This window comes from Sphingomonas oligoaromativorans, assembly GCF_011762195.1.
In the GTDB taxonomy this organism is placed as follows: Bacteria; Pseudomonadota; Alphaproteobacteria; order Sphingomonadales; family Sphingomonadaceae; genus Solisphingomonas; species Solisphingomonas oligoaromativorans.
Map to the genome: position 1 here is coordinate 81,403 of NZ_JAASQK010000002.1, position 25,722 is coordinate 107,124.

Sequence of the window (25,722 nt, forward strand, 5' to 3'; positions counted from 1 at the left end):
GCAAGACGCCAAGCCACTCGCATTCAATCCTCCCAGCCGTTCGTCGGCCGATCCTGCCTCAGAAGTTCAGCCGCGCGCCAGCATAGAAGGTGCGGCCGTTATCGTAATAGGCACGCGGCACCGCCTTATCCCCGACGAAATAATAGAGCTTCGAGTTGGTGATGTTCTGCGCGTCGAAGCTCAGGTCGACCTGCTTGGTGACGTGGATCAGCACCGATCCGTCGAGCTGGCCGAAATCGTCCTGCCACATCGGGGTCGAGCGATCGATGCCCGAGCGGAACTTGGAGCGGAAGCTGTAGGCGAGCCGCGCCGAAACCCACTTGTCCTCGAAATAGCCGGTGACGTTGTAGGTGTGCTTCGAGTTGCCGTCGATCACGCGGCTGAAGCCGTCGGAGGCGACGACCGCGCTCTTCTTCTTCTTCGCGTCCGAATAGGTGTAGTTGGCGATGATGCCGAAGCCCCAGGCGATCGGCTGCTGCCAGTTCACCTCGACACCCTTGTTGGTGCCGCCGCCGCCGTTCACCGGCGCGGTGACGAGGAAGTTCGCGCCGTCGGGGTGCTGCTGCGTCTTGTAGAACTGGGTCGTGGTCTGGCTGGTGATGTAGCTCTTGATGTCGAGATCGAAGAGACCGACCGAGAACAGCGCCTGCGGGGCGTAATACCATTCCGCCGCGAGGTTGAACTGCCAGGCGCGATAGGGCTTCAGGTGCGGATTGCCGCCCGCCGTGCCGGTAAGGCCCAGATCGTCGAGGCTGAAGGCGCCGGCGAGCTGCGCATAGCCCGGCCGCGACATCACCTTGGCGGCGGCGCCGCGCACCAGCAGCTTCTCGTTGATGTTGTAGGTGAGGTTGGCGCTCGGCAGCACGTCCCAATATTTGCTGCCGTCGCGCACCGTGCCGTAGTCGCCGAAGATCGAATGGACGTCGAGCGTCTCGGCGTTCGGCGAATATTGCGTCGTGGCGAGATCCGTGTGGACCGCGCGCACGCCGATATTGCCGCGCCAGTCACGATCGTTGCCGACCTTGGCCATCGCGTAGACGGCGGCGTCCCTCTCCTTCACCGAGAAGCTCTGCGGCGGATAGAAGCCGAACACACGGCCGCCATTCTGCGAGAGAAGCTCCAGCACCTTGTCGCGATTGGCGAGCGCATAAGGCGGCGCGCCGGCGATGCCATCCGAATAGTCGCCCGGCGTCATGTCACCGTCGTAGACCGAGCCGAGGCCGATGGTCTGCGTGCCCGAGAAGAGCCCGTTGCCGGCCCACTGATAGGCATCATAGATGAGCGAGCGCTTGTGATCGGTGTAGCGCCCGCCGACCTTGATCGACTTCAGCCAGCCATTGTCGATGGCATATTCGGCATCGGCCTTGGCGTAGAACTCCCTGTCGGGGGAGACGATCTTGCCGCCCCAGCTCCAGTTGTAGAAATTGTCGAGATAGGCGGCCGAGCTGTTGTCGGCCGGCAGATCCGGGAAGCTCAGATTGGCGTGCTTGCCGTCGAAGGCATAGCTCATGCCCGTGCGCCAGTAGGTCTCCCACGCCTCGGTGTCGGAGGTGGCGCCCTTGCCCTTGGTGTAGCCGATCTCGCCGTCCAGCGTCAGCGCGTCGGTCGGCCGCCACTTGGCGTCGAAATTGGCGACCCAGGTGGAACTGTAGGCCGTGCGGAAGATGTCGTCCTGCACCTTGCCGTAGACCGGTGCGCCGTTGGTGGCGGTGTTCGCCCAGGTGGCGCCGGTCAGCACATTCTGGCCGCCGATATTCTTAATCGTATAGCCGGTGAGCGCGTTGCCCTCGTCCTTGCTGATATCGTCGAGGCCGGCGCTGGAATTCTGGCCAAGCAGGCGCGACGTCCACGCCATCGAGTTCACATTGGTATTATTGGCGTCCATCCGGGTGTAGAGGCCGGTAGCGGTCAGTTCCAGATTGTCGGTCGGCTTCCACTGCACGGCGATGTCGCCGCCCTTGCGGACGCGCTGCTGCGTGAAATAGGCGTTGCCGATCAGCGTCGGCGCCAGCACCGTCTGGCCGGTGTCCGCGAAATTATCGACGGTCTGGTAGCCGAGGAATTCCTGGCCGTCGCGGCGGAAGGCGCGCTTCTCGTAGAAGCCCGAGACGAGGACGCCGAACGTCTCGTCCTTGTTCTTCCAGCTCGCCACGCCCGAGAATTGCGGCTCCCACTTGGCCGCGAGATCGTTATAGGCGCCCTGCCCGGAGAGATGGACCGAACCCGCCGGCAGATCGAGCGGCATACGGCTGTGGACGTTGATCGTGCCGCCAATGGCGCCTTCGGGGATGTCCGCCTCGGCGCTCTTGTAGACTTCGAGCTGACCCACGATTTCCGACGGGAACATCGAGAAGTTGAAGCTGCGGCCGCCATTCTGCTGATCGAGCACGAACCAGTCGCCGGTGGCGACGCTATGTCCGTCGAGCAGCGTGAGGTTGAGGTTGGGATCGGTGCCGCGGATCGAGACGGACTGGTTCTCGCCGAAGCCGCCGGCATTGGCCGAGCCCGTCACCACGTTCACGCCGGTGAGGCGGCCGAGCGAGTCGGCGACGTTCTTGTCCGGGAATTTGCCGATGTCCTGCGCGGTGATGACTTCGGACACCATGTCCGACTTCTTCTTCTGGATCAGCGAGGCCTCGATCGACGCGCGCAGGCCGGTGACGACGATCTCTTCGCCGCCGGGCGTCGCGGCATCCGCCGCAGGAGCGACGGCGACGCCATCCGCATTGTCCGCAGCGGCAGCCGGCATGGCTGTTGCGAGCGCGAGCAAGCTCGCCGATACCGTCCAAAGAGCTTTGGTTCCCCTGACCATGTCCGTTTCCCCTTCATGCCGGCGGAGACAAGGCCAATTTACGACCACGTCCCTACCGCGCCGCCCTGGCTCGTGTCAGAATTTGCTTCGATCACGAGCGTTCGATGTAATAAGGAGACCATCGTCACGAGATTGCAATACCAAAAATGATTCCAATTCCAATTTTTTGTAATTTCGGTATTGTATTGGTATCTAACGTAATGCATGAAAACAGGACTAGGCGGGAGCAAGGCATGTTCGTGGAGCGGGTGGGAATGCTGAAGGGGGGCGACAGCGCGCCGCTCTATCTCCAGCTTCAGCGCGTGCTGCGCGACGCGATCGAGCGGCAGGTGCTCCAGCCCGACGAGGCGCTGCCCCCCGAACGCGATCTGGCCGATGCCTATGGCGTCTCCCGCGTCACGGTGCGCAAGGCGCTGGACGGGCTGGTCGATGCGCGGCTCCTCACCCGGCGTCAGGGCGCGGGCACTTTCGTCGCCACTCGCGTGGAGAAGAATTTCGCCACCATCTCCTCCTTCACCGAGGACATGGAGAGCAGAGGCCGCCGCCCGTCGAGCGAGTGGCTGAGCCGCTCCGAAGGCGTGGTGAGCCCGGAAGAGGCGATGGCGCTTGGGCTCAGCCCCGGCAGCGCGGTCTATCGCTTCTCGCGCATCCGCTTCGCAGACGATGTGTCGATGGCGCTCGAATATACGACGGTGCCGGCCACCTCGCTGCCCTCGCCCGATGCGGTGGGCACCTCGCTTTATGCCGCGCTGGGGACGGCGCGGCCGGTGCGCGTGCTGCAACGGCTGCGCGCCGTGCTGTTCACCGCCGAGCAGGCCGCTCTCCTGCATATCCCGGAAAGCTCCGCCGGGCTGCTGATCGAACGGCGGGGCTTTGCGGGCGACGGCCGCACCGTGGAATTCACACGATCCTACTATCGGGGCGATTCCTATGACTTCGTGGCCGAACTCCAGGCCGCGCCCTAAGTGAACGCCTCTGACCACCGGAGTATCGAGTTGTCCGAACCCCTCGCGGCGCGCGCCGAAGCGACATTGATGCATCAGGAAGCAGGCGAGGCCGGCGCCGTCGTCCGGCGCCAGATCGAGCGCAACCGGCCTGCGATGAAGGCGCTCGGCGAGCGGCTGCGCGCGGACAAGCCCTCCGCGGTGGCCACGCTGGCGCGCGGAAGCTCGGATAATGCCGCCACCTTCGGCCGATACCTGATCGAGACCCATGCCGGCGTGCTGACAGGTTCCTCCTCGCCGTCGGTCGCCTCGGTCTATGACGCGGCGCCGGCGATGCAGGGCGCGGTGATGATCGCGCTCTCGCAATCCGGCCGCAGCCCCGATCTGGTCGCCGCCGCCGAGGCCGCCAAGGCGCGGGGCGCGCTTCTGATCGCGCTGGTCAACGACGAAGCTTCGCCGCTGGCGACTGCGGCCGACGTCTTCCTGCCGCTCTGCGCCGGGCCGGAGAGGAGCGTCGCCGCCACCAAGTCCTTCATCGCCTCCCTCTCGGCGCTGCTCCACCTCGTCGCGGAGTGGACCGGCGATCCGGCGCTGATGGCCGCGCTGGAGGCGCTTCCCGATGCGCTCGACGAGGCGTGGGCGCTCGACTGGTCGGCGGCGCTGCCGGTGCTGAGGGAGGCCGCCAGCTTCTATGTCGTGGGGCGCGGGCACGGCTTCGGCATCGCGCAGGAAGCGGCGCTCAAGATCAAGGAAACCTGCGGCCTCCATGCCGAGGCGTTCAGCGCCGCCGAAGTCCGCCACGGACCGATGGCGCTGGTGGAGCATGGCTTTCCGGTGCTGCTGCTCGGCCAGCAGGACGAGTCGCTGGAGAGCGTCGCCGCGCTCGCGACCGAGTTCAGCACACGCGACGCCGCATTGCTGACCGCCGGGCTGCCGGAAGGGGCGCCGGGTCTTGCCCTCCCCGCGCTCGACGCCGATCCGCTGATCCAGCCGATCCTGCTGGTGGAAAGTTTCTACCGCTTCGCCAATCTCCTCGCGATCGCGCGGGGGCGTGACCCGGATCGACCGCCGCATCTCGCCAAGGTGACCGAAACGCTGTGATGGAGATCGCCCTTGTCAACGCCCGCGTGCTGCTGCCCCAGGGCCTGCGCGACGATCTCGTCGTCACGATCGCGGACGGGCGCATCCGCTCCGTTTCGTCCGAGCCGCCGGAGGGCGCCACGATCGTCGACTGCGGCGGCGACATGCTGCTGCCGGGCTTCATCGACACGCAGGTGAACGGCGGCGGCGGCGTGCTGTTCAACGATGCGCCGACCGTCGAGACCATCGCCACCATGGCCGCCGCCCATCGGCGCTACGGCACGACGGGGATGCTGCCGACGCTCATCAGCGACGATCTTTCGGTGGTCGAGGCCGGCATCGCCGCCGTGGACGCCGCGATCGAGCAGGGCGTGCCGGGCGTGCTCGGCATCCATATCGAGGGGCCGTTCCTGAGCTACGCGCGGCGCGGCATCCACGACGCCGGTCGCCTGCGCAGGATCGACCGCGAGGCGATCCGGTTGCTCGGCTCGGCCAGGCATGGCCGCACGCTGGTGACGCTGGCGCCCGAATGCGTCGAGCCGGGCGATGTCGCGGCGCTGGTGGATGCCGGCGTGGTCGTCGCGGCGGGGCATAGCGAGGCGGACTATGACACCGTCCGTCGCGCCATCGGCGAGGGGTTGAGCGGCTTCACCCATCTCTTCAACGCGATGTCGCCTCTCGTGAACCGCGCACCGGGCATGACCGGCGCGGCGCTGGAGGACGATGGCGTCACCGCCGGGTTGATCGTCGACGGGCATCATGTCCACCCGGCCGTCATCCGCATCGCGCTCAAGGCCAAGGGACATGAACGGCTGATGCTCGTCACCGATGCGATGGCGCTGACCGGCACCGAGGAGGATCATTTCATCCTGCAAGGCCGCCATATCCAGCGTGACGGCGACCGCCTAGTGGATGCCGCAGGCACGCTGGCGGGCTCGACGCTCACCATGAACGCGGCGGTGCGCAACATGATCGCGCAGACCGGCGTGGACCTGCGCCGCGCGGTGGCGATGGCGTCCTCCACGCCGGCAGCCTTCCTCGGCCTGTCGGATCGGACCGGCACGATCGCGCCCGGCTTGTCGGCGGACCTCGTGCTGGTCGACAAGGACTGGCAGGTGAAGCGGAGCTGGATCGCGGGCCGGGATTCGGCCTGACGAAGACCGCCACAGGAGACGCCATGCGCCCGATACGCGAGATCGACGGCATCGACCGGGAGCGCTTTCAGGATGAGATCCTGCCCTCCGCACGACCGGCGGTGCTGCGCGGGATCGCGGCGGACTGGCCGGCGGTGCGCGCCGCGAACGAAGCAGGCGGCGTCCCGGCCTATATCGAGCGGCTCGGCAGCGGCGCGCCCTGTGAGATGATCGTCGGCGCGCCGGAATTCGGCGGCCGCATCTTCTACAACGCCGACATGAGCGGCCTCAATTTCTCGCGCGAGGCGGGCACGCTGGGAACGCTCCTCGCCCGGCTGGCGGCCGTCGCGAACGAGAAGACGCCACCGGCGCTGGCCGTGCAGTCGCTCGCATCGCGCGACGCCCTGCCCGCCTTCGCGGCGGAGAACCGGCTCGACCTCCTCGATCCGACTGTCACGCCACGCCTCTGGATCGGCAACCGCATCGTCGTCGCCACCCATCACGACTTGATGGAGAATATCGCGGTGGTAGTCGCCGGACGGCGGCGCTTCACCCTCTTCCCACCGGAGCAGGCGCCCAATCTCTATATCGGCCCGTTCGAGTTCACGCCCAACGGCGCGCCCGTCAGCCTCGCCGATCCCGAGGCGCCGGACCTCGGCCGCTTTCCCCGTTTCGCCGCCGCGCTGGAGCAGGCGGAGAGCGCCGAACTCGGCCCCGGCGATGCGATCTTCATCCCCTATATGTGGTGGCATCATGTGCGCTCGCTAGATGCCTTCAGCATGTTGGCGAATTATTGGTGGGAGGCGACGCCCAAGGCCCAGCCCGGCCTCGCGCCCATCGACGCGCTGGTCCATGCGAGCCTCGCCCTCGGAGACCTGCCCGCAAGCCAGCGCGAGGCATGGCGCGCGCTGTTCGACCATGTCGTGTTCGACCGCGCGCAGGCGCATATCCCGGCCGAGCGGCGCGGCATTCGGGGTGCGCTTTCCGAGGCCGCCAAGGCGCGGCTCCGCAAGCAGATCGGCGCGCTGATGCTGCAATGAATTGCGCCCGCCCCGCGTTCCGGCGATAGGAGCCGCGAGGTCCAGAGCCGGGAGACGCATCGGTGAGCACGCGCAGCTTCGATTTCGACAGCGCTTCGGGCTATCGCCTGTCGGGCAGGCTGGAGGCGCCAGAGACGACGCCGGCCGGATGGGCGATCTTCGCCCACTGCTTCACCTGCGGGAAGGATAATATCGCCGCCACGCGGATCACCCGCGCGCTTGCCCAGAAGGGCATCGGCGTGCTGCGGTTCGACTTCGCCGGCCTCGGCGCCAGCGGCGGACAGTTCGCGGATTTCGCCGCCGACGTTCGCGATCTCATCACGGCGGCGGAGGCGATGGCCGCCGAAGGCAAGGCCCCCTCCCTCCTGATCGGCCACAGCATGGGGGGCGCCGCAGTGCTCGCCGCCGCGGGAGAGCTTCCCGCCGTGAAGGCCGTCGCCACCATCGGCGCGCCGGGGCATCTCCGCCATGTGCTGCACCAGTTCGACCCCGAGCAGATCGAGAAGATCGAGCGCGAGCAGCAGGCCGACGTCCATCTCGCCGGGCGCCCCTTTTCCGTGGGCCTCGGCTTTCTGGAGCAGTTGCGCCAGTTCGATCTGCCGGGCTGCATCGCCGAACTGGGCCGTCCGCTGCTCGTCCTCCACTCACCGCGCGACGAGACGGTGGGCATCGAGAATGCGCAGCAGATCTTCGGCGCCGCCAAGCATCCCAAGAGCTTCATCTCGCTCGACGATGCCGACCATCTGCTGACCCGGCGGAGCGACGCGGATTTCGCGGCGGGTGTCATCGCCGCCTGGGCGGCGCGCTACCTCCCGCCGATCCACGCCGACGCCCCGCTCGAAGCGATCGTCTCGGGCGCGGATGCGCGGACCACGGGCGAAGGCAAGTTCCAGCTTTCCGTTCGCGTCGGCCCGCTCACCATCATCGCCGACGAGCCGGAGAGCCTCGGCGGCATGGGCAGCGGCCCCAGCCCTTATGATCTGCTGAGCGCCGGCCTCGCCGCCTGCACGTCGATGACCGTGAAGCTGGTCGCCGACAATAAGGGCTTCCCGCTGGAGCATGTCCGCACGCGCGTCGAGCATGAGAAGGTCGAGGGCGCGACACCGCCGGACCTGTTCACCCGCACCATTTCGTTCGAGGGCCATCTCGACGCCGAGCAGCAGGCGAAGCTGCTCGACATCGCCAACCGCTGCCCCGTCCACAAGACGCTCTCGGGCGGATCGCGCGTCGAGACGAAATACGCGCCCTGAAGCGCGCCGTCCTCCGCCTCCTAAGGCAGGATGCCGTTGGAAAGGGCGAAGGCGATCATGTGGGATCGGTTCTTGGTGCGCGTCTTCAGGCGGATATGATCGATGTGGCGATCGACCGTTCTCGGCGCGATCTCGAGCATTCTCCCGATCTCCTTCGCCGAAAGCCCGCTCGACACGAGTCGAAGCACCTCGGTCTCCCGTGGCGTGAGCCAGTCGTTCGTAAAATCATGCTCGTCGGGCATCGGCCCCTCCGTCCAGACAGGACCATCGGGCTAAAGCTTCGCTACAAGAATGACGCGACACGCCCCCTGCCCAATCGATCGCGCTCGATCGGGCCGGAAAACTCTCCCTATCATGCCGATTATCCTCGGCCAATCGACCATATGCTTTCCCCCGTTGCATTTTCGGGACAGTTTTCACCGGATGTCGGGAGGTTTTACACTCGCGACCCGCACCGCGACTCCCCCCTCCCGGCCGCTCGAAATGCCCGTTGGGACTACCCCCTCCAAGCCAAGCCAAAATGGCACAGGTGCCAGAAGGAGGGGCTTCCCTTTCGCATCCGCGTCGTGCTTAGCTTGTCTCGTCAGTAGGGCACCCTTCTCTGTTGAAGCGCTGAAATTTCGCGCCGCCAGAAGGATTTACCTGTGCTCCATGGTAGCTGTCGTGCGTAGCGCCGGGGCGCATCCCTTGCCGGGATGATGTTTTGCAGCAGTTTCGGGAACGAATCGTTCCCATGGGGGCAAACGATGCACAGCACTGATTTTCATCTCACCAGTCGCGAACTGGCGGTCGTCCATCTTGTCGCTCGGGGGCTGTCCGCGGTGGAGGTCGCCAAGGAATTGCAGATCGCGCGCTGCACGGTCGAACGGCATGTCGAGAATGTCCGCCTGAAGACGCGCACCCGCAATCGCGTCCACATGATCGCCTATGTCATCAAGCAGGGGATGCTCTGGCACAACGAGACGGAGCGGACGCCCGAACTCGTGGCCCATTGAGAGTGCCCGGCGATGGACTCGCCGTCTGCCGCACCCGATGTGCTGGACCGACCGGAAGGGGACGATATCCCGCGATCGGATCGGGCCGGGCACACGCCCGCCATCGAGCTGGCGCCGCGGATCCAGGCCGGTTTCCTCTCGCGTCACCGGACACGGTTGCCGCTCATGCTGGCGTCCTTCGTCACGCGGGTGCTGGATGGGCTGGCGATCATCCTGGCCGGCTGGGCGCTGATCCACTGGCGGCTTGACGCACAGATCGCGGATCATGCGCGCGAGGCGTTCCGCATGTCCGTCTTCGGCGCCGCCTTCTTCGTCGTGCTCGGCGAGATCAGCGGCGCCTATCAGCATGACGCCATCCTGTGCCGGCGGCGCTGCTGGTCGCCTTTGCTGAGCGCCGCCACCGCCACGACACTCTTCCTGCTCGCCTTCGATCTGGCGACCGGCCCCGGAACCGGGGATCATCGCCGCGCGATCCTGATCGGCTGCGGGCTGGGCGCGGCGGCGATCGTCTGCGCGCGCCTCGCCTTGCTGTCAGTGCTGGCGCATCTGCGCCGGGCGGGCATCTTCAACAAGCGCACCGCCATTTTCGGCACGGGCAAGCAGGCGGTCGACCTCGCCCGCTATGTCATGAGCCATGACATGCTGGCCGTCTCGCTCATCGGCTTCTTCGACGACCGGACACAGTTGCGCGCCGCGCAGGAGGCGCTGCCCCTCGCCCATCTCGGCGGAATGCCCGAACTGATGCGCTCGATCCGCGCCGGCCTGATCGACAAGGTCATCATCGCCATGCCGTGGGCCGCCGAGTCCCGCCTCCAGTCGATCATGGAGGCGTTGGGGACCACGCCGGTCGAAATCCGCCTCGCGCCCGAATGGGCCGGTTATGCCTGGGGCCGGCGGCCGATGATCCTGCTCGGCGGGCTGCCCGTGCTGACGCTGCTGGAAACGCCGCTGTCCGGCTGGAAGCTGTTCGTGAAGGCGGTGGAGGACCGGCTGCTGTCGCTGATCGCGGTGATCCTGTTGTCGCCGGTGCTGCTGGCGGCGGCGATCGCGATCAAGCTCGACTCGCCCGGCCCCGTCCTCTTCCGGCAGATGCGGGAGGGCTATAACTGCCAGCCTTTCCCGATCCTCAAATTCCGCACCATGTATGCCGATCGGTGCCACCAGAGCGGCGACATGGTGCAGACCACGCGCCGCGATCCGCGGGTGACGCGGGTGGGCGCCTTCCTGCGCCGGACGAGCATCGATGAGTTGCCGCAGCTCTTCAACGTGCTGTCGGGCGCGATGTCGCTGGTCGGCCCGCGCCCGCACGCCGCCTCCACCCGCGCCGGCGGCAAGCTCTTCGCGGAGATTCGCGCTTCCTACGCCACGCGCCACAATGTGAAGCCGGGGCTGACCGGCTGGGCGCAGGTCTGCGGCTGGCGTGGCGAGACGACGTCGGAGGAGATGCTGATCCAGCGCCTCCGGCACGATCTCTATTATGTCGAGCATTGCTCGCTGCTGTTCGATCTCTACATCCTGGCGCGGACGGTGGTGATCGTGCTGTTCCAGCGCTCCGCCTATTGAGCCGTCAGGCTCGGAACAGCGCCGAGTTGCGCAGGAAATCGCCCAGCATCCGGGGCGGATCGGGATTGCGGCGGAGCATCGCCAGCCGCCGCACCTGCCACAGCATATGCATCCCCGCCCAACCGAGATCGGCGGCGATGGCATAGGCGCGTCCATGGTTCTTCAGGAAATAGCGGCGGCGCGACTCGAACCAGTAGCGCGGAATGCGCTTCGGCTCGGTCGTCGCGGCGGTCACGCCCGTGCTCTGGCCGGAGATATGCAACACCACCGCCTGCGGGACGTACCAGCATTCCCAGCCGGCCCGTCGCGCCTGAAGGCAGAAGTCGGTTTCCTCATAATAGAGGAAATAGCCCTCATCCATCAGCCCGGCATCGTCGAACACCGCGCGGCGGATGACCATGCTGGCGCCGGATACCCAGTCCACCCGCGCCGTCTCCTGCCCCATGGTGCGGCCGATCGCGTGCGACGACAGGAGCCGCGAGACGAGGCCCAATCGCGCGCCGCGCTCCGTCTCGCCAAGGATGGTCGGGAAGCGGAAAGCATAAGGCCATGGCGTGCCGTCCGCCGACTGGAGCGCGCTGCCGGCGATCCCGGCCCTCGGGCGATCGCGCATGAAGGCGGCAAGCGTCCGCGCCGCGCCGGGGCGGATGACGGTATCCGGGTTCACCAGCCAGACGAGATCCGGCGGATTGCGGCCCGCCAGCGCGCGCCGGATCGCATGGTTGTTGCCGCTGGCGAAACCGCCGTTGACCGGCGAGGCGAGCAGTTCCGCCCAGCCGCCCCACCCCTCCATTCGGATCGCCGAATCGATCAGCGGAACCGAGTCGTCACCCGAGTCATTGTCGACCACCACCACTTGCAGGCCCGGCATCTCGCGCACTTCGTTTTCCAGACTGGCGAGGCATTCGACCACGAGCGGCCCCGTCCGATAGTTCACGATGATGGCGAGCATCGTCGGGAGCGGCGGATCGGTCTGGATCATCGCAGCATCTCCGCCGGGACGAGCGAGGGCCGGATGGCCTGCGCGGCCGAGCGTCCCGTGCCCGCCCCCGCGCCATCGCCCGGCGCCCAGCGCGCCAGACTGTCGTCGAGCCGCTGCTGGAGAAGCAGGGCCAGCGTCTCGACATGCGGCTCCTGAAGCAGGCTGACATGGCCGCCGGGAACCGGGACCAGCTCCACCTCGTCCGCCACGCGCTTGCCCCAGCCGAGGATGCAATCGGTGTAGATTTCGGCGAAGGGAATGTCCTCCGGCGTGCCATCGCCGCTGGTCGCCCGGAACAGCGCGACGTCGCCACCCGCGAACAGGCCCCGCGGCCGATGCGCCTCATGCGCCAGCTCGTAAAGTTGCACGAAGGGCAGGCCGGGCGCGCCCGCCCCAGCGCCGCGCATGTCGTCGACGATCTGGAGGCGTTGGCGCCGCTCCAGCCGCGAACGCACCTGCCAGATGCAATAGTTGCAGATCTTGCGGAGCAGCGCCGGAATCACGCTCGGCCCGCCCGCATTCGAGAGCAGCGCCCTCACCCGCTCCAGCCGTGATCGCGTGGCATAGAGACGACGCCTGCCGGCATCGACGTCCGCCGCATCCATGATGCCGACGAACGCCACCGTCTCGCCCTTGTCCTGAAGCCGGCGCGCCATCTCCAGCGCGAGGGTGCCGCCGGCGCACAGCCCCGCGAGCAGATAAGGCCCATGCGGGCGCAGCGTCTGGATGCGCCCGACATAATCGGCGGCCATCTCGTCGACGCGGGTGTGCGCGAAGCCTCCATCCGGCCGCCGCCTCGGTTCGATGCCATAGACGGCGTGGCCGGCGTGCAGCCGCAGCGCGAGGCCGCGATAGAGCAGAGTCTCACCCAGGCCGTCATGCACGAGGAAAAGCGGCGGGCGTTCGCCACCCGGCCGGATGGTGACGAGCCCGGCGGCCGCGGGGGCGGCAACGGCCTCGCTCGCCACCGGCGCGCTGTTCGGATCGAGGATCGCCGCGAGCCGCTGGACGGTCGGGTTCTCGAACAGGGTGGACAGCGGCAGCGTGCGGCCGGTCCGTTCACGCAGACGGCTGACGAATTGCACCGCCGGCAGCGACTGCCCACCCAGATCGAAGAAGCTGTCCGTGCGCAACACGGGTTCGACGCCGAGCATCTCGGTCCACAGGCTGGCGATCAGGCGCTCCGCCTCGGTGGCGGGCAAGGCGGCGGCGCTTCCGGCCGGCAGCTCCCGTGCGATCCGCGCGGATGGCCGGTGCGACGCCTTCATCCGCGGCCTCTGCGCTGCGAGCGGCCGGGGCGAGACGATCACATGCGCGGCATCCGGCCCGCTCAGGATTCTGTCCAGCGCGCGAAATCTTTCCTTCGGCGACATCCCGGCCGAGGCGTCCTCCCAAGGGTTCCAGCCGATCGAGACGACACGCGTCCGCTCATCGGCGCGGCGCGCCTGCGCATAAGCGTCGTGAAAGGCGGCAACGGCAGCTTGACCGGCCTGCTCCGCAATCGTGCCGATCGGGGAGAAGAGGACGAGGAAACCGGGCTGCGCGGCCCCGAGCGCCTCTTCCAGCACCGGCAGCATCAGGGCAGCGTGCGCCGCCTCCGCGTCGACCAGACCCGCCGCGTGGAAGATGCCATCGATCGCCCCGAAGCGCGCCCGCACCTGCCGGATCGCGCGGCGCATGGCGCCTGCGTCGGTCATGTCGGCCGCCATGGCCAGCACTTCGCCGCCGGCCTGCTCGATCGCCAGCAGATCGCGGAGGCGACCGCCGCGCGGATCGTCCGGCGCCAGGCGAGCCAACTCCGACTCCCAGCTTTCACGCGGCGGAACGGCGGAGCGCTCGATCAGCGCCAGCCGCGCGTGCTGCGTCTCGGCAAGATGGCGGGCCAGCGCGAGGCCCGCCCCTTCCAGCCCGCCGGTCATCAGATAGACACCGCGCGACCGAAGGCGGCTCTTTCCCGTTCCGCGAGGCGTGGGCTGGAAGCCTTGCGTCCAGCGTTCCCCCGCACGATAGGCGATCGCCTCCGCGTCGTCCGGCGAGGCCAGTTCCGCGATCAGCGCATCCGCGATGCGGGATCGGCCCGTATCGCTCCATTGCTGGACGGCCAGATCGACGCTGCGCACATGGAGATGCGGATATTCCCGCCGGATGGCACGACACGGCCCCAGAGCCGTCGCCTTGGCCGGCGACAGCACGGCTTCGTCGCAGACGCGCTGGATGCCGTCCGACACCAGAGCGATCTGCACGGGCGCCGCGAACTCATGGGCGGCAAGCGCCTGCGTCAGGAAACGCAGGCTGTCGAAGCCCCGCTTCTGGATCTGCTCGCCATCGGATGCGCGCCAGCCTCGCCAGAAGCCGGTCGTCAGCCAGAGATGATAGATCTGGCCGGGCAGCCGTCCCCTCGCCGCCAGCGCCTTCAGCAGCGCGGCATAATCGCCCGGTCTGCGCGGATCGATGATGAAGCGGTCCACCGCCTCCTGCCGATAGCGGCGGCCGGGACGCACCAGGATCGCCGCGCGCCCCGCCGCGCGCAGATGCCGGGCGATGGCGGCGCCGATGCCCAGCCCATCCTCGAAGATCAGCGCCGCCGCCGTGCCGACCTGTGCCATGGGAAGCGCCGTGCGCCGCCAGTGCGGCTCATGGAACCAGTCGGCCATGTCGGCGCGCTTGTCCGCCGTTTCATCCTCGGTCGGCTCCGGCTGAGCGGGGGGCTCGATCCAATGGCGCTGCCGTTCGAACCGATAGGTCGGCAACGGCAGGCGGAGACGCTTTTCGTCGATCCAGTAGCGGCCCCAGTTGACGTCCACTCCCAGCGCCCAGAGCTGCCCGAGCGCGTTGAGCAGGAAAGCCGTGTCGGCGGCGGGCTCCTCCGGCTGGCGGAGCGAATGCAAGGTGGCGATGCCATCCGCTACGCGACCCGGCCCCACCTCCAGCAGCACCCGATCGGGCGCCTCCCGCAGCCGGGCCAGCCCCTCGTCGAAACGCGTCGCCTCCTCCAGATGGCGAGCCCAATAATCGGCGCTCATCGCCTCGGCGGGCGTGATCCAGTTGCCGGTGAGGCTCGATACGAAGGGCAAGGCCGGCGCCTGCATCGGCACGGTGCGCAGCATGGATCGGAACTCGTCCGACGTGGCGGATGCATCCTCGGACAGGCGTCCGCGCATATGGATGATGCGCAGGGCATCCTCGATGCCGAACACCCCGGCCAGATGCGCCGCCGCATATTCGCCCGCATCCTGACCGATCATGCCGGCCGGCCGCGCTCCCCACGACATCAGCAACCGCCCCAGCGCCACCTGCACCGTCAGCAACGCCGGCAGCGCGACACTCGGCCGTTCCAGCATGTCGCGGGCGAAATCCAGCCCGTCAGACGGGGGCAGCAGGACCGGACGGAGATCGATGCCGGCGATGCGCTTCACCCGATCGATGCAATCGTTGATCGTCGACCGGAACAGCGGCTCGCTGCGATAGAGGCCCGCCCCCATCGCGACATAGGGGCTGCCTGCCCCCGCGAACAAAAGCGCCACCGTTGGGTCCGCCATCGCATCCGCAGTGAACGCTCCGGGCGACGCCGGGTCGGCCAGCGCTGCCGCCGCCTCGGCCGGGTTCTCGGCCACCACCACCCGCCGCCGACCCAGCGCCTGCCTCCCCACGCTCATCGTATAGGCGACATCCGCCAGATTGAGGCCGGGATGTGCCGCGAGATGATCGGCGAGTGCCGCCGTATTGGCGTCGAGCGCCTCCGCCGAGCGCGCCGAGAGGACGAGCAACTGATGCGGCCGGCTCGGGTCGCCGGGCACGCGGCGGGGCGCTTCCTCCAGTATCGCGTGCGCATTGGTGCCTCCCACGCCGAGCGCGTTGACGCCCGCACGAAGCGGCTGCGCGCCCAGACGCGCCCATGGCCTGAGCGTATCGCCGACCACGAACGGGCTCTCCGCCAGCCCGGATGCGGGATCGGCTTCGGTGAAGTTCAGCGACGGCGGCAACTGCGCATGATGGAGCGACAGCGCCACCTTGATGAGGCTGGCGACTCCGGCCGCCGTATCGGCATGGCCGATGTTCGCCTTCACCGATCCGAGGCCGCAATAGCCGATCTCTGCGCTGTCCTTGCGGAAAGCCTGCGTCAGCGCGGCGATCTCGATGGAATCGCCCACCGGCGTGCCCGTGCCGTGTGCCTCGACATAGCCGACCGTCCCGGCATCCACGTCGGCGATGCTCAGCGCCTCGGTGATGGCATGGGCCTGCCCGTCGATGCTGGGAGCGTGATAGCTGACCTTCCCGGCGCCGTCGTTGTTGATCGCGGTGCCCCGGATCACGGCGTAGATATGATCGCCGCTCTCCATCGCGTCGCGTAGCCTGCGCAGGACGATGATCCCGGCCCCGCTGCCGATCACCGTGCCCTTCGATGCCGCATCGAACGGCCGGCAATCTCCGTCGGGCGAGAGGATGCCGCCCTCCTCGACCATATAGCCCTGCCGGTGCGGAACACCGATCGAGACCCCGCCCGCCAGCGCCATGTCGCATTCGTTGCTGAGCAGGCTCTGGATCGCCATGTGCGTCGCCACCAGCGAGGTGGAGCAGGCGGTCTGGATGTTGATGCTCGGCCCCCGGAGGTTCAGCAGATAGGAGACGCGGGTCGTCAGGAAATCCTTGTCGTTGCCGGCGTGCTGGAGCTGGAACGGACCGACTTCGCGCCGCAACGCTGGATCGCCGAGCAGATTGGCCGTCATATAGCCATTGTGGCCCGAGCCCGCGAAGACGCCGATGGCGCCGGCGAAGCGCTCGGGCGAGTGGCCGGCATTCTCCAGCGCTTCCCACGCGCATTCGAGGAAATGGCGATGCTGGGGGTCCATCAGCGCCGCGTCGCGCGGGCCGAGGCCGAACAGAGTGGCATCGAAACATTCCATGTCGGCCAGCGGAGCACCCGCCTTCACATAGCGCGGATCGGAGAGCAGCGTGGGGTCGACGCCGGCGGCGATCAGTTCCTCGTCCGAATAGCGGATGACGGATTGCACCCCGCCGCACAGGTTCGCCCAATAATCGTCGATCGAGCTCGCACCGGCGAAGCGGCATGCCATGCCGACGATCGCCACCGCCGTATCGCCCCATGGCTCCGAAGGATCCTGGCCGAAGCCGCTGCCGAAATGCTGCATACTCTCAACTCCCCTCACCAGCCCCGATCTGGAGGTTCATCCCCCTTCTGCGCTGGAGCGCCGCGCGCCGGCTCGCGGCACGCGCCTCCCCCTGTCGGACGGCCTCATCGTCATGATCCGCTCCACCCAGATGCGCGCTCAGCGCCTCGATGGTGGGGAAGCGGAAGACATCGGTGATCGAAAGCGGCCGGGCGAAGCTGGCCCGAAGCCGCCGATGGACCTGCACGGCAAGCAGCGAATGCCCGCCGAGATCGAAGAAATTGTCGCGCTTGCCGACGCGCGGCAGCTTCAGAACGTCGCGCCAGATGGCGGCGATCTGCGCTTCCACGCCCTCGGCGGGCTCGGCGAAAGGCTCGCCCGGTGTGGTGATGAGTTCCGCGATCGGCTGCGGCAGGGCGTTGCGCGCGATCTTGCCGTTGGGCGTCTTCGGCAACGTCGCGAGCGGCACCAGATGGGCGGGCACCATGAAGTCCGGCAACCGGGCCTGAAGATGCGCCCGCAACTCCGCCGGTGACGATGCCGTGCCCGTATAATAGCCGACCAGCCGCACGTCGCCCGGCCGATCCTCGCGCGCGACGACCACCGTCTGCTCCACGCCGGGGAAGTCCGCCAGCACCGCCTCGATCTCGCCCAACTCGATGCGATAGCCCCTGATCTTCACCTGATGATCGAGCCGCCCGAGAAATTCGAGCGTCCCGTCGGCCAACCGCCGCGCGAGATCGCCGGTGCGATAGGCCCGCTCGCCCGCGTGGAAGGGATGCGCGATGAAGCGCTCTGCCGTCAGCTCCGGCCGATGCAGATAGCCGCGCACCACGCCCCGGCCGCCGATCACCAGTTCGCCGGGAATGCCCGGCGGCAAAGGCTGCTGCCGGCTGTCGAGGATATAGACCTGCTGGTTGGCGAGCGGCCGGCCGAGCGGCACGCCGGTATCGGTGCCATCCAGCTCCTGCACGGTGGACCAGATCGTCGTCTCGGTCGGCCCATACATGTTCATCACCACGCCGCCGACCAGCCCGCGCAATTCACGCGCCAGCGTCGGCGGGAAGGCTTCTCCGCCCACCATCATCCGCCTGAGCCCCGCCAGCGCGGAGCGGGCGTCCTGATCCGCCACCAGCATCTGGGCCATCGAGGGCGTGCATTGCAGATGGGTCACGCGGTGGTGCGTCATCAGCCCGGCGAGCGTCGCGTCGGAGGTCGCGATGACGATGTGGAAGCCGCGCGCCAGCGTCCAGCACAGTTCGAGGACGGAGATGTCGAAGCTCAGGCTGGTGACCGAGAGCCAGACGCCCTCAGGCTCGATCTTCGCGTCCACGCCGGCGAAGAAATTGGCGACGTTGCGATGCTCGACCATCACGCCCTTGGGCCGGCCCGTCGAACCCGAGGTGTAGATGACATAGGCCAGATGATGAGGCCGGGCGCCGCCATCCACCGGCTCGGCCGGTTGTCGCGCGATGAGCGGCGCGTCCCGATCGATGCGGATGATATGGGCGGCGGTAGCCGGCAGCCCCGGCGCGAGGTCCGACTGGCTGAGGATCACCGGCGCACCGGCATCTTCGATCATGTGGGCGATCCGGTCGGCAGGATAATCCGGGTCGAGCGGAACATAGGCGCCGCCCGCCTTGTGGATAGCAACCAGCGCCACCAGCATCTCGACCGAGCGCGCCAGATGAAGGCCGACCAGCACGTCCGGCCCCACGCCCAGGCTGATGAGATGCCGCGCCAACTGGTTCGAGCGCGCGTCCAGCTCGGCATAGCTGAGCGTCCTGCCCCGGCATGTGACGGCGGGCCGATCCGGCGTCCGCGCCGCCTGCTCCGTGAAGAGGTGGTGGATGCAGGCCCCCTCGCGCCACGCGACGGCGGTGTCGTTCCAACCTTCGATCACCGTGCCGAGCAGGGCCTCGCCCATCACCGGAAGCTCGGCGAGCGGCCGGTCCGGTGCCGCCAGCGCGGCAGCGAGCAGGGCCTCGAAACCTTGCTGCATCGCGCGGACGGACGCGCGGTCGAGCAGCGCCTCGTCATGAATCCAGCGGGTCGCGCCACCATCGCCGCGCACCGCGATGGTGAGCTCCGAGCCGGGCAGCGCCTCGGCCTCTTCCAGACGATCGACCAGCACGATCGCAACTGGCAGCGCGCTTCCCTGCCCCACCAGCTCCGGGCAACGCGCGGGCAGATCGGCGGCGTGACCAACATGGCGGTGAAGCTGGCAGATCTGCTCGGCCAGCCCCTCGCCCAATGCAGCCAGTCCCCTGCCGAAATCCAGCCGGACGGCGAGCGGCACCTGACGCGCGAACCAGTTTTCGGCGCCCTCGAACCGCGCCGCGAACACCGGATCGATGAACCCCAGGTCGAACTCGGCCTTGTCCGCGAGGCGAGCGAGATAGGCCGTCAGCGCCGCCATCACCGGCTCCGCGTCGTCCGCCATCGGCAGCGCGAGGTCGACGGACCGGAACACCCCGCCGGCGGCGCGGGCGGAGCGGTCGATCTGCGGGAGGAGATAGGGGCTCCGCGCGGCCAGACGGCGGCGCCACCAGCGCTCATGCCGGGCCGCCGCGGCATCCAGCTCGTCGATCAGACGCGCCTGCTCGTTCGCCATCATGTCCATGCGCCGTCCGGCCATGGCCGTGAGGTCTGCCGGCTGGCCGTCGAGCGTGGTGATCCGCTCGATCACAACGCCGGCCGTCCCGCTCGCCACGGTGAGACGGCCTTCCCCGACATCGACGATCGTGCCCGGCGCCACACCCGAAACCGCAGCCTCGACGCGCGCCGCGCGCACCAGATGGAGAACCCCACCCATGCCGAACTTGGGCAGGCCGAGCGGGTTGGCATGGCCGCCATGATCGAGCGCGCGGACAAGCCGGACGATCTCGTCCGCGGGCGCATACCAATCGATCGTCGCCGCGCAGGACGGGCGATCCGCGCGCCCGCGATATCGCCGTATCGCCTCCCCCTGCGGCCGGGGCGCGAGTGCGCCGTCCGCCAGCCCATCCAGCAGCACGGCGAAACTTTCGACCGCGGCGGCGAAGCATTTGGTGTTGGCGGAAAAGGCCGTGTCCGCCTCGTCCAGCTCGACATTCGCCGTGGCAAGGATATCGCCCTGATCGACCTCGCCGGACATCAGGTGCCAGGTCACCTCATGCTGCCGCTCGCCGTCGAGCAGCGCCCAGACGGGGGCGTTGACGCCGCCCCGCCCCGGCAGCGGGCCATCGTGGAAATTGATCGCCCCCCGACGCGGCAGCGCCAGCACGTCCGGCGGGAGGATCGCGAGATTGGCGACGCTGAACAGATAGTCGAACGGCGCCAGCCCCGCGTGCATCAATATGCCGGAGGCTTCCAGCACCGGCACCGAGCGCGCGGCCGCCCAATCACGGATATCCGCGTTACGGCTGACGATCGCGACGATCTCGTGGCCGCGTTCCTCCAGCATCCTCGCGCATTCGATCAGCAGCGTCTCCCCGCCGATCAGCACGCAACGCCAGCGTGACGCTTCGTCCGCCTGATCCATCACGACAGCACCACCTTGGTGGAGCGGCGGCGGGCGACATGGCTTCCGAACGCGATGGCGCAACCGAGCAGCGCGATGCCGAGCGCCTTGTCCGCATCGGTGATGGCCGGGCGCGCTTCGGTGCAACCGGGCTGGCGCGCCCGGTCGGGGGCGGATTCGCCCGGCTCGTGTTGGCCCACCGCGACGTTGGGGGCGGACGGGCAGTGCGTGGGCGCCGGCTCCTGCGCGCCGGCCGAGCCCAGGAAACAGAAGCAGGTCATGAAACAAGCCCCCGTCCAGAACCTGATGCCCATCATCGATCTCCAGTAAATTGCAGCGAAACCCGGATTCCGACGCGCATTTCATTTATATTCTATGATTTGATGCCTTCTCATCCAGTAATCTAACTGTCCTTGAAGATGAGGAATTTTCCCCATCATCACGAATGTCGCGTACAAAGCGCCTCGATGTCGCCGCGTCTTCCACCAGAGCAGCGGCCATAACGGCCAGCCGAGCGGCGATGCCCAGAAGATATTGCTGAGGACTTCGCGCAACGTTCGCGGTTCGCTCCATCCGCGCAGCACCAGCGCCTCGGCGGTGGCGTAGCCGCTGCGGCGATTGCGCTGCCACCATTGGGCGATGCGGGTCATGCCCGCGTCGTGGATGGTCATCTCGTAGGGCAGGCGGTGGATCGTCCAGCCCGTGGCGCGCATCCGGTGGCAGAGATCGGGCTCCTCGCCCGCGATCAGCCGCGCGGTGAAGCCCCCCACCTCGCGGAACGCCTCCACGCGCATCAGCGCGTCGCCACCGCATGTCGCCGCGATGCCGACGGGCGTATCCCATTCGAGATCGCAGAGCCGGTTATAAGGGCTGTTGTCGGGATGCCGCTCCCGCCGGCGCCCGCACACCGCCGCCGCCTTCGGCAGGCGTTGCAGCTCGCCCAGCCCCAGCGCCAGCCAGTTGCGCCTGAGCTCGCAATCGCCGTCGACGAACTGCACGAAAGCGAGGTCCGGGCAGATCTCGGCCAGCCGCGCGAAGCCTGCGTTGCGGGCACGGGCGGCGGTGAAGCCCCCGCACGGCTCCAGCTCCACCACCTCGATCCCCCGCTCCCGCGCCATAGTGACGCTGTCATCGCTGGAGCCGGAATCGACATAGACGATCGTGGCGACATCCCGCGCCACGCTGTCGAGGCAGCGTTCCAGCCTCGTGCCTTCGTTCCGCCCGATCACCACCGCGCCCACCGTCCGCCGATAATCGGCCTCGGCCATCAGCGGCACGATCGTCGAGGGCACCGGCATCACGCTCTCCCCGTGCGGACCCAGTCACGCTGGCGATGCGTGACGAAACGGGCGTAGATCGGCAGTTTCCAGAGGAGATAGCGCGGCAGGTGCAGCAGACTGGCCGCAGGAAGCAGCGCCCGCCCCCACGCGCGCCACACGGCGAAGAGCGTCACCGCCAGCACCAGCCCCGCGCTCCCCAGCAAGGCGAGCGGGCCGGCCGCGCCTGTCAGCATCGCCCACGGGAGCAGCAGTCCCCCGGCGATCCCCGAACCCGCGAGAAGCAGCATCAGCGGCGGCACCGCGATATCGGCAGCGAGCGCGAGCAGGCCCGGCCGCCCCGAAAGCCCCCGCGCGATCAGGCGCGGGGCATAGCGGCCGAACGTAGCGAGCGCGCCATGCTCCCAGCGGGTGCGCTGGCCACGGGTCGCCGCCTGCGTGCTGGCCGGGCTGAGGAAGACGGCCCGATCCTCGAACCCCACCGGCTGTCCGGCAATGGCAAGGTCCAGACCGAGCTTCAGATCCTCGACCAGCGATGCCGTCTCCAGCGGCGCGGCGTCGAACATCGCCCAGGGGAAGGCCATGCCCGTCCCCTGCAACAGCGCGGGTCCGCCGAGGCGCTCCAGCCCCCGCTGGCGGACGCTGTTCTTGATAAGGAAGGCGAAGGTCGAGATGCGGACCAGCGGCGTAGCGTCCCGCGCGGCGCGCAGCAGATAGCGGCCCTGCACCGCCGCCGCCCGGCGCTCGGCCGAGGAAGCCAGCGCCGGCAGCGCACCGGGTTCGGGCACGCAGTCCGCGTCCAGCACGATGATGGTAGTCGGCGGGCTAAGGCGCAGCAGTTCGCGCCCGCAGGCGAGCGCATAGGCCTTGCCGCGCCGGCCGGCGTCGAAACGCTCGATCAGTTCCGCGCCCGCCCCACGCGCGACGGCGGCGGTGGCGTCCGCGCAATTGTCCGCGACCACCAGCACCCGGTCGCACGGGCGGAGCTGGGCGCGGACGGCGGCGATCACGGGGGTGATGCCGGGGGCTTCGTCATGCGCGGGAATCAGCACGGCATAGGGGCTGGCCTCCGGTGACACCTCCACGAGGCTCTTCCCGGCGCGCAGGCCCGCCAGGCATTCGGCCGCCAGCACCAGCATCGGGAAGGACGCGCCGATCGACAGCAGCCAGGGCAGCGCCGCGATCATGCCAGCGACCTCAGCAGCGCGGCGAGGCCGGCGGCGTTCTTGTGGACGTCATGGTCGCGCAGCACGCGGGCGCGGCCTTCCGCCCCCATGGCGGCGAGTGTCTGGCGGTCCGTCGCAAGCGCGGCGCGCATCGCTTCGGCCAGCGCGGCCGCCGAACCTGCCGGGATCAGCCAACCGGCCCGATCGTCGACCAGCTCGGGGATGCCCGCCACCGCCGTCGCGATCGCGGGGCGGCCGAGCGCCAGCGCCTCCATCAGCACGACGGGCAGCCCTTCCGCGAAGCTCGGCAGCACGAAGGCGCGCGCGGCGCGGATCTCGTCGACGATGGCGTCTCGCCCTTGCCAGCCGAGCAGGTGGATATGATCCTCAAGGCCGGCCGCGCGGATCTGCGCCTCGATCTCCGGGCGCATCTCGCCGTCGCCGATGATGCGGAGCGTGAATTGCTGATCGCGCGCCACCATTGCCGCGGCTTCGATCAGCAACGGAATGCCCTTCTGCGCGCTCAGCCGGGCCACGCAGACGAACCTGCGCGAAGCCAGCCCGGCGCCGTCATCCTCCCCCATATCGCGCAGGAAATGGTCCGCCGTCCCGCAGCGGACGACGTTGATCCGCCCCCAATCCCGAGGCGCCGACCAGCGCAGGAGCTGCCCCCGGCCATAATGGCTCACCGCCGCCACGAAGCGCGCGCCGGCGATCTTGGCACCCAGATCGAGAGACCTGGGCGCATCGAATTCCTCCGGCCCATGCACCGTCATGCTGTAGCCGACCCGCCCGAGCAGGCTCGCCAGCCGCGCGACGGCGGCCGGATTGGTGCCGAAATGGACATGGACGTGGCGGATGCCCTCCGCCTCAAGCCGCGCCGACAGACGGCAGGCCTCGGCGAGATAGGCCATGGCCCGGATCGGCCCGACCGGGATCGAGAAGGCCTCCCGCGCGGCGACGGCAAAACGGCGCGGCGAGCGGAGCGCCCGCGCCGCCAGCGCGCCCAGCAGGCGCCAGGGCCGGCCATCGAGCAGCACCTCGGTACGGCGTTGCTCGTCGACATCGAGCGGATCGACCGGCACCTCAGGCGACGGCCGGACGCTGAACCGCAGCACCGAGACGCCCTGCTGTTCGAGCGCCAGTATCTCGTCGCGGATGAAACTGTGGCTGATCTTGGGATAGGCGTTGGTGAGATAGGCGATGCGGACCGGCACCGGCGTCTCCCCCACCGGTCGGAGCCGGGGCGACGTGCGCGGGGCCGCCATGCCGGGGCGCTGCGCCGGGGGAACAGAGTGGGTTTCGGCCGTCGTCGCCATGGCCGGGATGCTGGCCCGATATGCGCGCGGCCGGAATACGGCCTTCCGCGTGGGGCGCACGCCATAGTCCATACGCCCTCCTGAAAAATCAGCACAGGATGCGTCGAACAGGATGCGTCGGATGGGCGCCCCCGCCCCGCCTGCTAGGTTTCCGCCGAAACGATCACGCCGGAGGGCAGCCATGCGCGACAAGGGACAGGACGGCGCGGCGCCGATGTGCATCCTGCTGGTGGCGGAGAACATCTCGCGCCGGCTGAGCGGCGAGACCGTCGTTCCCTATCATTATTTCCGGCAGTTCCTGGAGGCGGGGCACGACGTGCGCGTGCTCTGCCATGCCCGCGTGCGCGACGATCTCAGCCGCGATCTGCCGGCCGACATGTTCGCGCGCATCCGCTTCGTGGAGGACAGCGGCCTCCAGCGCCTGCTGTTCCGGCTGGGCCGGCATCTGCCCTATCGGGTGCAGGATCTCGCCATCAACCAGCTCATCACCTTCGTCACCCAGTGGCGGATGCGCGGCATCGCCCGCGCGATGATCGCCCAGCACGGCATCGACGTGGTGTTCCAGCCCGCGCCGATCGCGGCCAAGGCGGTCAGCTTCATGACGGGGCTCGGCCGGCCGGTGGTGATCGGGCCGATGAACGGCGGCATGGAGCTTCCCCCGGCCTTCCGCCACATGGATCGGCCCGTCGCGCGCTGGCTCGTCTCTGCGGCGCGGCGGGGTTCCGCGCTGCTGCACCGGCTCGCGCCCGGCAAGCTCAGGGCCAGCACGCTTCTCGTCTCCAACGAACGCACCCGTGCCTCGCTGCCGCCCGGCGTTCGCGGGCGGATCGTGCAGGAGGCGGAGAGCGGCGTCGATTTCACCCACCTCCCCTGGCGGCCCGAGCATCCCAAGAGCCGGTCGGACCTCGTCTCCTTCGTCTTTTGCAGCCGGTTCGTGGACTGGAAGGGCATCACCTATCTGGTCCGCGCCTTCGCTCCGCTGGCGCGGGAGGGCAGTGCCCGGCTCGATCTGATCGGCGATGGCGAGCTGTTCGACGACATCCGCGACCAGATTCGCCGCGAGGGGCTGGAAAGGCAGATCATCCTCCACGGACGCGTCTCGGTAGAAAGCTATGCTGCGCTACTCGACAAGAGCGACGTGTTCGTCACGCCCTCCCTTCGCGAATGCGGCGGCCTTGCGATGATGGAGGCGATGGCGGTCGGTCTGCCGATCATCGGCGTCGATTGGGGCGGCGCCGCGCAATATACCAGCCGCACCTGCGCGATGCTCGTCGATCCCTCCTCCGAGGAGGCGCTCGTCGAGGGGCTCACCGACGCGATGCGGACCCTCGCCCATTCCGCCGAGCTGCGCACCCGCATGGGCCTCGCCGCGCGCCGTCATCTCGAACGGAACGGCATGGGATGGGATGCCAAGGCCGCCCGCATCCTCGCCATCCTGCGCGACGCGATCGAGGCGCCGCACGCCGGCAAAGCCACCGTCCGCCCGGCGGCCCCGAAGCTCCGGCCCCACCCCGCTTCCTTCTGAGAGGA

Annotated in this window: 17 protein-coding genes; 8 read left to right on the forward strand and 9 right to left on the reverse strand. The window is 68.5% G+C overall.

Annotated elements, in window-relative coordinates; all coding sequences use genetic code 11:
- Window positions 1–58: 58 nt before the first annotated feature.
- The gene (locus FHS98_RS04395) at window positions 59–2,749 is read right to left on the reverse strand and encodes a TonB-dependent receptor (protein WP_243847861.1); all 2,691 of its coding nucleotides are present in this window, start codon (window positions 2,747–2,749) and stop codon (window positions 59–61) included.
- Window positions 2,750–3,045: 296 nt separating this feature from the next.
- On the opposite strand from FHS98_RS04395, the gene FHS98_RS04400 reads away from it, so the two are divergent.
- The 5 genes from FHS98_RS04400 (at window position 3,046) to FHS98_RS04420 (ending at window position 8,259) form a co-directional block, all read left to right on the forward strand.
- Complete coding sequence (locus tag FHS98_RS04400) at window positions 3,046–3,777, forward strand: GntR family transcriptional regulator (protein WP_167100607.1); 732 nt, start codon at window positions 3,046–3,048, stop codon at window positions 3,775–3,777.
- A 30-nt stretch (window positions 3,778–3,807) separates the two neighbouring features.
- Window positions 3,808–4,857, forward strand: coding sequence for an SIS domain-containing protein (locus tag FHS98_RS04405; RefSeq protein ID WP_167100610.1), 1,050 nt, complete (start codon window positions 3,808–3,810; stop codon window positions 4,855–4,857).
- Window positions 4,857–5,990 carry an N-acetylglucosamine-6-phosphate deacetylase gene (nagA, locus tag FHS98_RS04410; RefSeq protein ID WP_167100613.1) on the forward strand — a complete coding sequence of 378 codons (1,134 nt, stop codon included), beginning with the start codon at window positions 4,857–4,859 and terminating at the stop codon, window positions 5,988–5,990. Before FHS98_RS04405 ends, nagA begins: the two co-directional genes overlap by 1 nt.
- A gap of 23 nt (window positions 5,991–6,013) precedes the next feature.
- Entirely contained in the window at window positions 6,014–7,009 is a 996-nt protein-coding gene (locus FHS98_RS04415; protein WP_167100616.1) for a cupin-like domain-containing protein, read from the forward strand.
- A gap of 62 nt (window positions 7,010–7,071) precedes the next feature.
- Window positions 7,072–8,259, forward strand: coding sequence for an alpha/beta fold hydrolase (locus FHS98_RS04420; RefSeq protein WP_167100619.1), 1,188 nt, complete (start codon window positions 7,072–7,074; stop codon window positions 8,257–8,259).
- A 20-nt stretch (window positions 8,260–8,279) separates the two neighbouring features.
- Here FHS98_RS04420 and FHS98_RS04425 read toward each other — a convergent pair whose 3' ends face one another.
- On the reverse strand, window positions 8,280–8,501 hold the full coding sequence (locus tag FHS98_RS04425) for a response regulator transcription factor (protein WP_019832326.1): 222 nt from the start codon (window positions 8,499–8,501) through the stop codon (window positions 8,280–8,282).
- A gap of 504 nt (window positions 8,502–9,005) precedes the next feature.
- On the opposite strand from FHS98_RS04425, the gene FHS98_RS04430 reads away from it, so the two are divergent.
- Together FHS98_RS04430 and FHS98_RS04435 are read left to right on the forward strand one after the other, a co-directional pair.
- Entirely contained in the window at window positions 9,006–9,254 is a 249-nt protein-coding gene (locus tag FHS98_RS04430; protein WP_167100622.1) for a response regulator transcription factor, read from the forward strand.
- A gap of 12 nt (window positions 9,255–9,266) precedes the next feature.
- Window positions 9,267–10,817 (forward strand): undecaprenyl-phosphate glucose phosphotransferase, encoded by a 1,551-nt coding sequence (locus FHS98_RS04435; RefSeq protein WP_167100625.1) that lies wholly within the window; start codon window positions 9,267–9,269, stop codon window positions 10,815–10,817.
- Between the two features lie 4 nt (window positions 10,818–10,821).
- On the opposite strand, the gene FHS98_RS04440 is transcribed toward FHS98_RS04435, so the two are convergent.
- The 7 genes from FHS98_RS04440 to FHS98_RS04470 all read right to left on the reverse strand — a co-directional run bounded on the left by FHS98_RS04440 (window position 10,822) and on the right by FHS98_RS04470 (window position 24,192).
- Entirely contained in the window at window positions 10,822–11,799 is a 978-nt protein-coding gene (locus FHS98_RS04440; protein WP_167100628.1) for a glycosyltransferase family 2 protein, read from the reverse strand.
- Window positions 11,796–16,949 carry a type I polyketide synthase gene (locus FHS98_RS04445; RefSeq protein ID WP_167100632.1) on the reverse strand — a complete coding sequence of 1,718 codons (5,154 nt, stop codon included), beginning with the start codon at window positions 16,947–16,949 and terminating at the stop codon, window positions 11,796–11,798. Before FHS98_RS04445 ends, FHS98_RS04440 begins: the two co-directional genes overlap by 4 nt.
- A gap of 4 nt (window positions 16,950–16,953) precedes the next feature.
- Window positions 16,954–20,451: an amino acid adenylation domain-containing protein gene (locus tag FHS98_RS04450; protein ID WP_167101703.1), complete on the reverse strand. Its 3,498-nt coding sequence runs from the start codon at window positions 20,449–20,451 to the stop codon at window positions 16,954–16,956.
- The gene (locus tag FHS98_RS04455) at window positions 20,451–20,711 is read right to left on the reverse strand and encodes a hypothetical protein (protein WP_167100635.1); all 261 of its coding nucleotides are present in this window, start codon (window positions 20,709–20,711) and stop codon (window positions 20,451–20,453) included. The genes FHS98_RS04450 and FHS98_RS04455 overlap by 1 nt, the downstream gene beginning before the upstream one ends.
- 81 nt (window positions 20,712–20,792) lie before the next feature.
- Complete coding sequence (locus FHS98_RS04460) at window positions 20,793–21,728, reverse strand: glycosyltransferase family 2 protein (protein WP_167100638.1); 936 nt, start codon at window positions 21,726–21,728, stop codon at window positions 20,793–20,795.
- Window positions 21,728–22,894: a glycosyltransferase family 2 protein gene (locus FHS98_RS04465; protein ID WP_167100641.1), complete on the reverse strand. Its 1,167-nt coding sequence runs from the start codon at window positions 22,892–22,894 to the stop codon at window positions 21,728–21,730. Before FHS98_RS04465 ends, FHS98_RS04460 begins: the two co-directional genes overlap by 1 nt.
- On the reverse strand, window positions 22,891–24,192 hold the full coding sequence (locus FHS98_RS04470; protein WP_208402016.1) for a glycosyltransferase family 4 protein: 1,302 nt from the start codon (window positions 24,190–24,192) through the stop codon (window positions 22,891–22,893). The genes FHS98_RS04465 and FHS98_RS04470 overlap by 4 nt, the downstream gene beginning before the upstream one ends.
- A 181-nt stretch (window positions 24,193–24,373) precedes the next feature.
- On the opposite strand from FHS98_RS04470, the gene FHS98_RS04475 reads away from it, so the two are divergent.
- On the forward strand, window positions 24,374–25,717 hold the full coding sequence (locus tag FHS98_RS04475; protein WP_167100644.1) for a glycosyltransferase family 4 protein: 1,344 nt from the start codon (window positions 24,374–24,376) through the stop codon (window positions 25,715–25,717).
- Window positions 25,718–25,722: the final 5 nt, after the last annotated feature.

Excerpts from the sequence above, each read along its gene's own strand:
- FHS98_RS04395 (WP_243847861.1), bottom strand. The coding sequence starts at position 2,749 with ATGCCGGCTGCCGCTGCGGACAATGCGGATGGCGTCGCCGTCGCTCCT.
- FHS98_RS04400 (WP_167100607.1), top strand. The coding sequence starts at position 3,046 with ATGTTCGTGGAGCGGGTGGGAATGCTGAAGGGGGGCGACAGCGCGCCG.
- nagA (WP_167100613.1), top strand. The coding sequence starts at position 4,857 with ATGGAGATCGCCCTTGTCAACGCCCGCGTGCTGCTGCCCCAGGGCCTG.
- FHS98_RS04415 (WP_167100616.1), top strand. The coding sequence starts at position 6,014 with ATGCGCCCGATACGCGAGATCGACGGCATCGACCGGGAGCGCTTTCAG.
- FHS98_RS04425 (WP_019832326.1), bottom strand. The coding sequence starts at position 8,501 with ATGCCCGACGAGCATGATTTTACGAACGACTGGCTCACGCCACGGGAG.
- FHS98_RS04430 (WP_167100622.1), top strand. The coding sequence starts at position 9,006 with ATGCACAGCACTGATTTTCATCTCACCAGTCGCGAACTGGCGGTCGTC.
- FHS98_RS04435 (WP_167100625.1), top strand. The coding sequence starts at position 9,267 with ATGGACTCGCCGTCTGCCGCACCCGATGTGCTGGACCGACCGGAAGGG.
- FHS98_RS04440 (WP_167100628.1), bottom strand. The coding sequence starts at position 11,799 with ATGATCCAGACCGATCCGCCGCTCCCGACGATGCTCGCCATCATCGTG.
- FHS98_RS04445 (WP_167100632.1), bottom strand. The coding sequence starts at position 16,949 with ATGCAGCATTTCGGCAGCGGCTTCGGCCAGGATCCTTCGGAGCCATGG.
- FHS98_RS04450 (WP_167101703.1), bottom strand. The coding sequence starts at position 20,451 with ATGGATCAGGCGGACGAAGCGTCACGCTGGCGTTGCGTGCTGATCGGC.
- FHS98_RS04455 (WP_167100635.1), bottom strand. The coding sequence starts at position 20,711 with ATGACCTGCTTCTGTTTCCTGGGCTCGGCCGGCGCGCAGGAGCCGGCG.
- FHS98_RS04460 (WP_167100638.1), bottom strand. The coding sequence starts at position 21,728 with ATGCCGGTGCCCTCGACGATCGTGCCGCTGATGGCCGAGGCCGATTAT.
- FHS98_RS04465 (WP_167100641.1), bottom strand. The coding sequence starts at position 22,894 with ATGATCGCGGCGCTGCCCTGGCTGCTGTCGATCGGCGCGTCCTTCCCG.
- FHS98_RS04470 (WP_208402016.1), bottom strand. The coding sequence starts at position 24,192 with ATGGCGACGACGGCCGAAACCCACTCTGTTCCCCCGGCGCAGCGCCCC.
- FHS98_RS04475 (WP_167100644.1), top strand. The coding sequence starts at position 24,374 with ATGCGCGACAAGGGACAGGACGGCGCGGCGCCGATGTGCATCCTGCTG.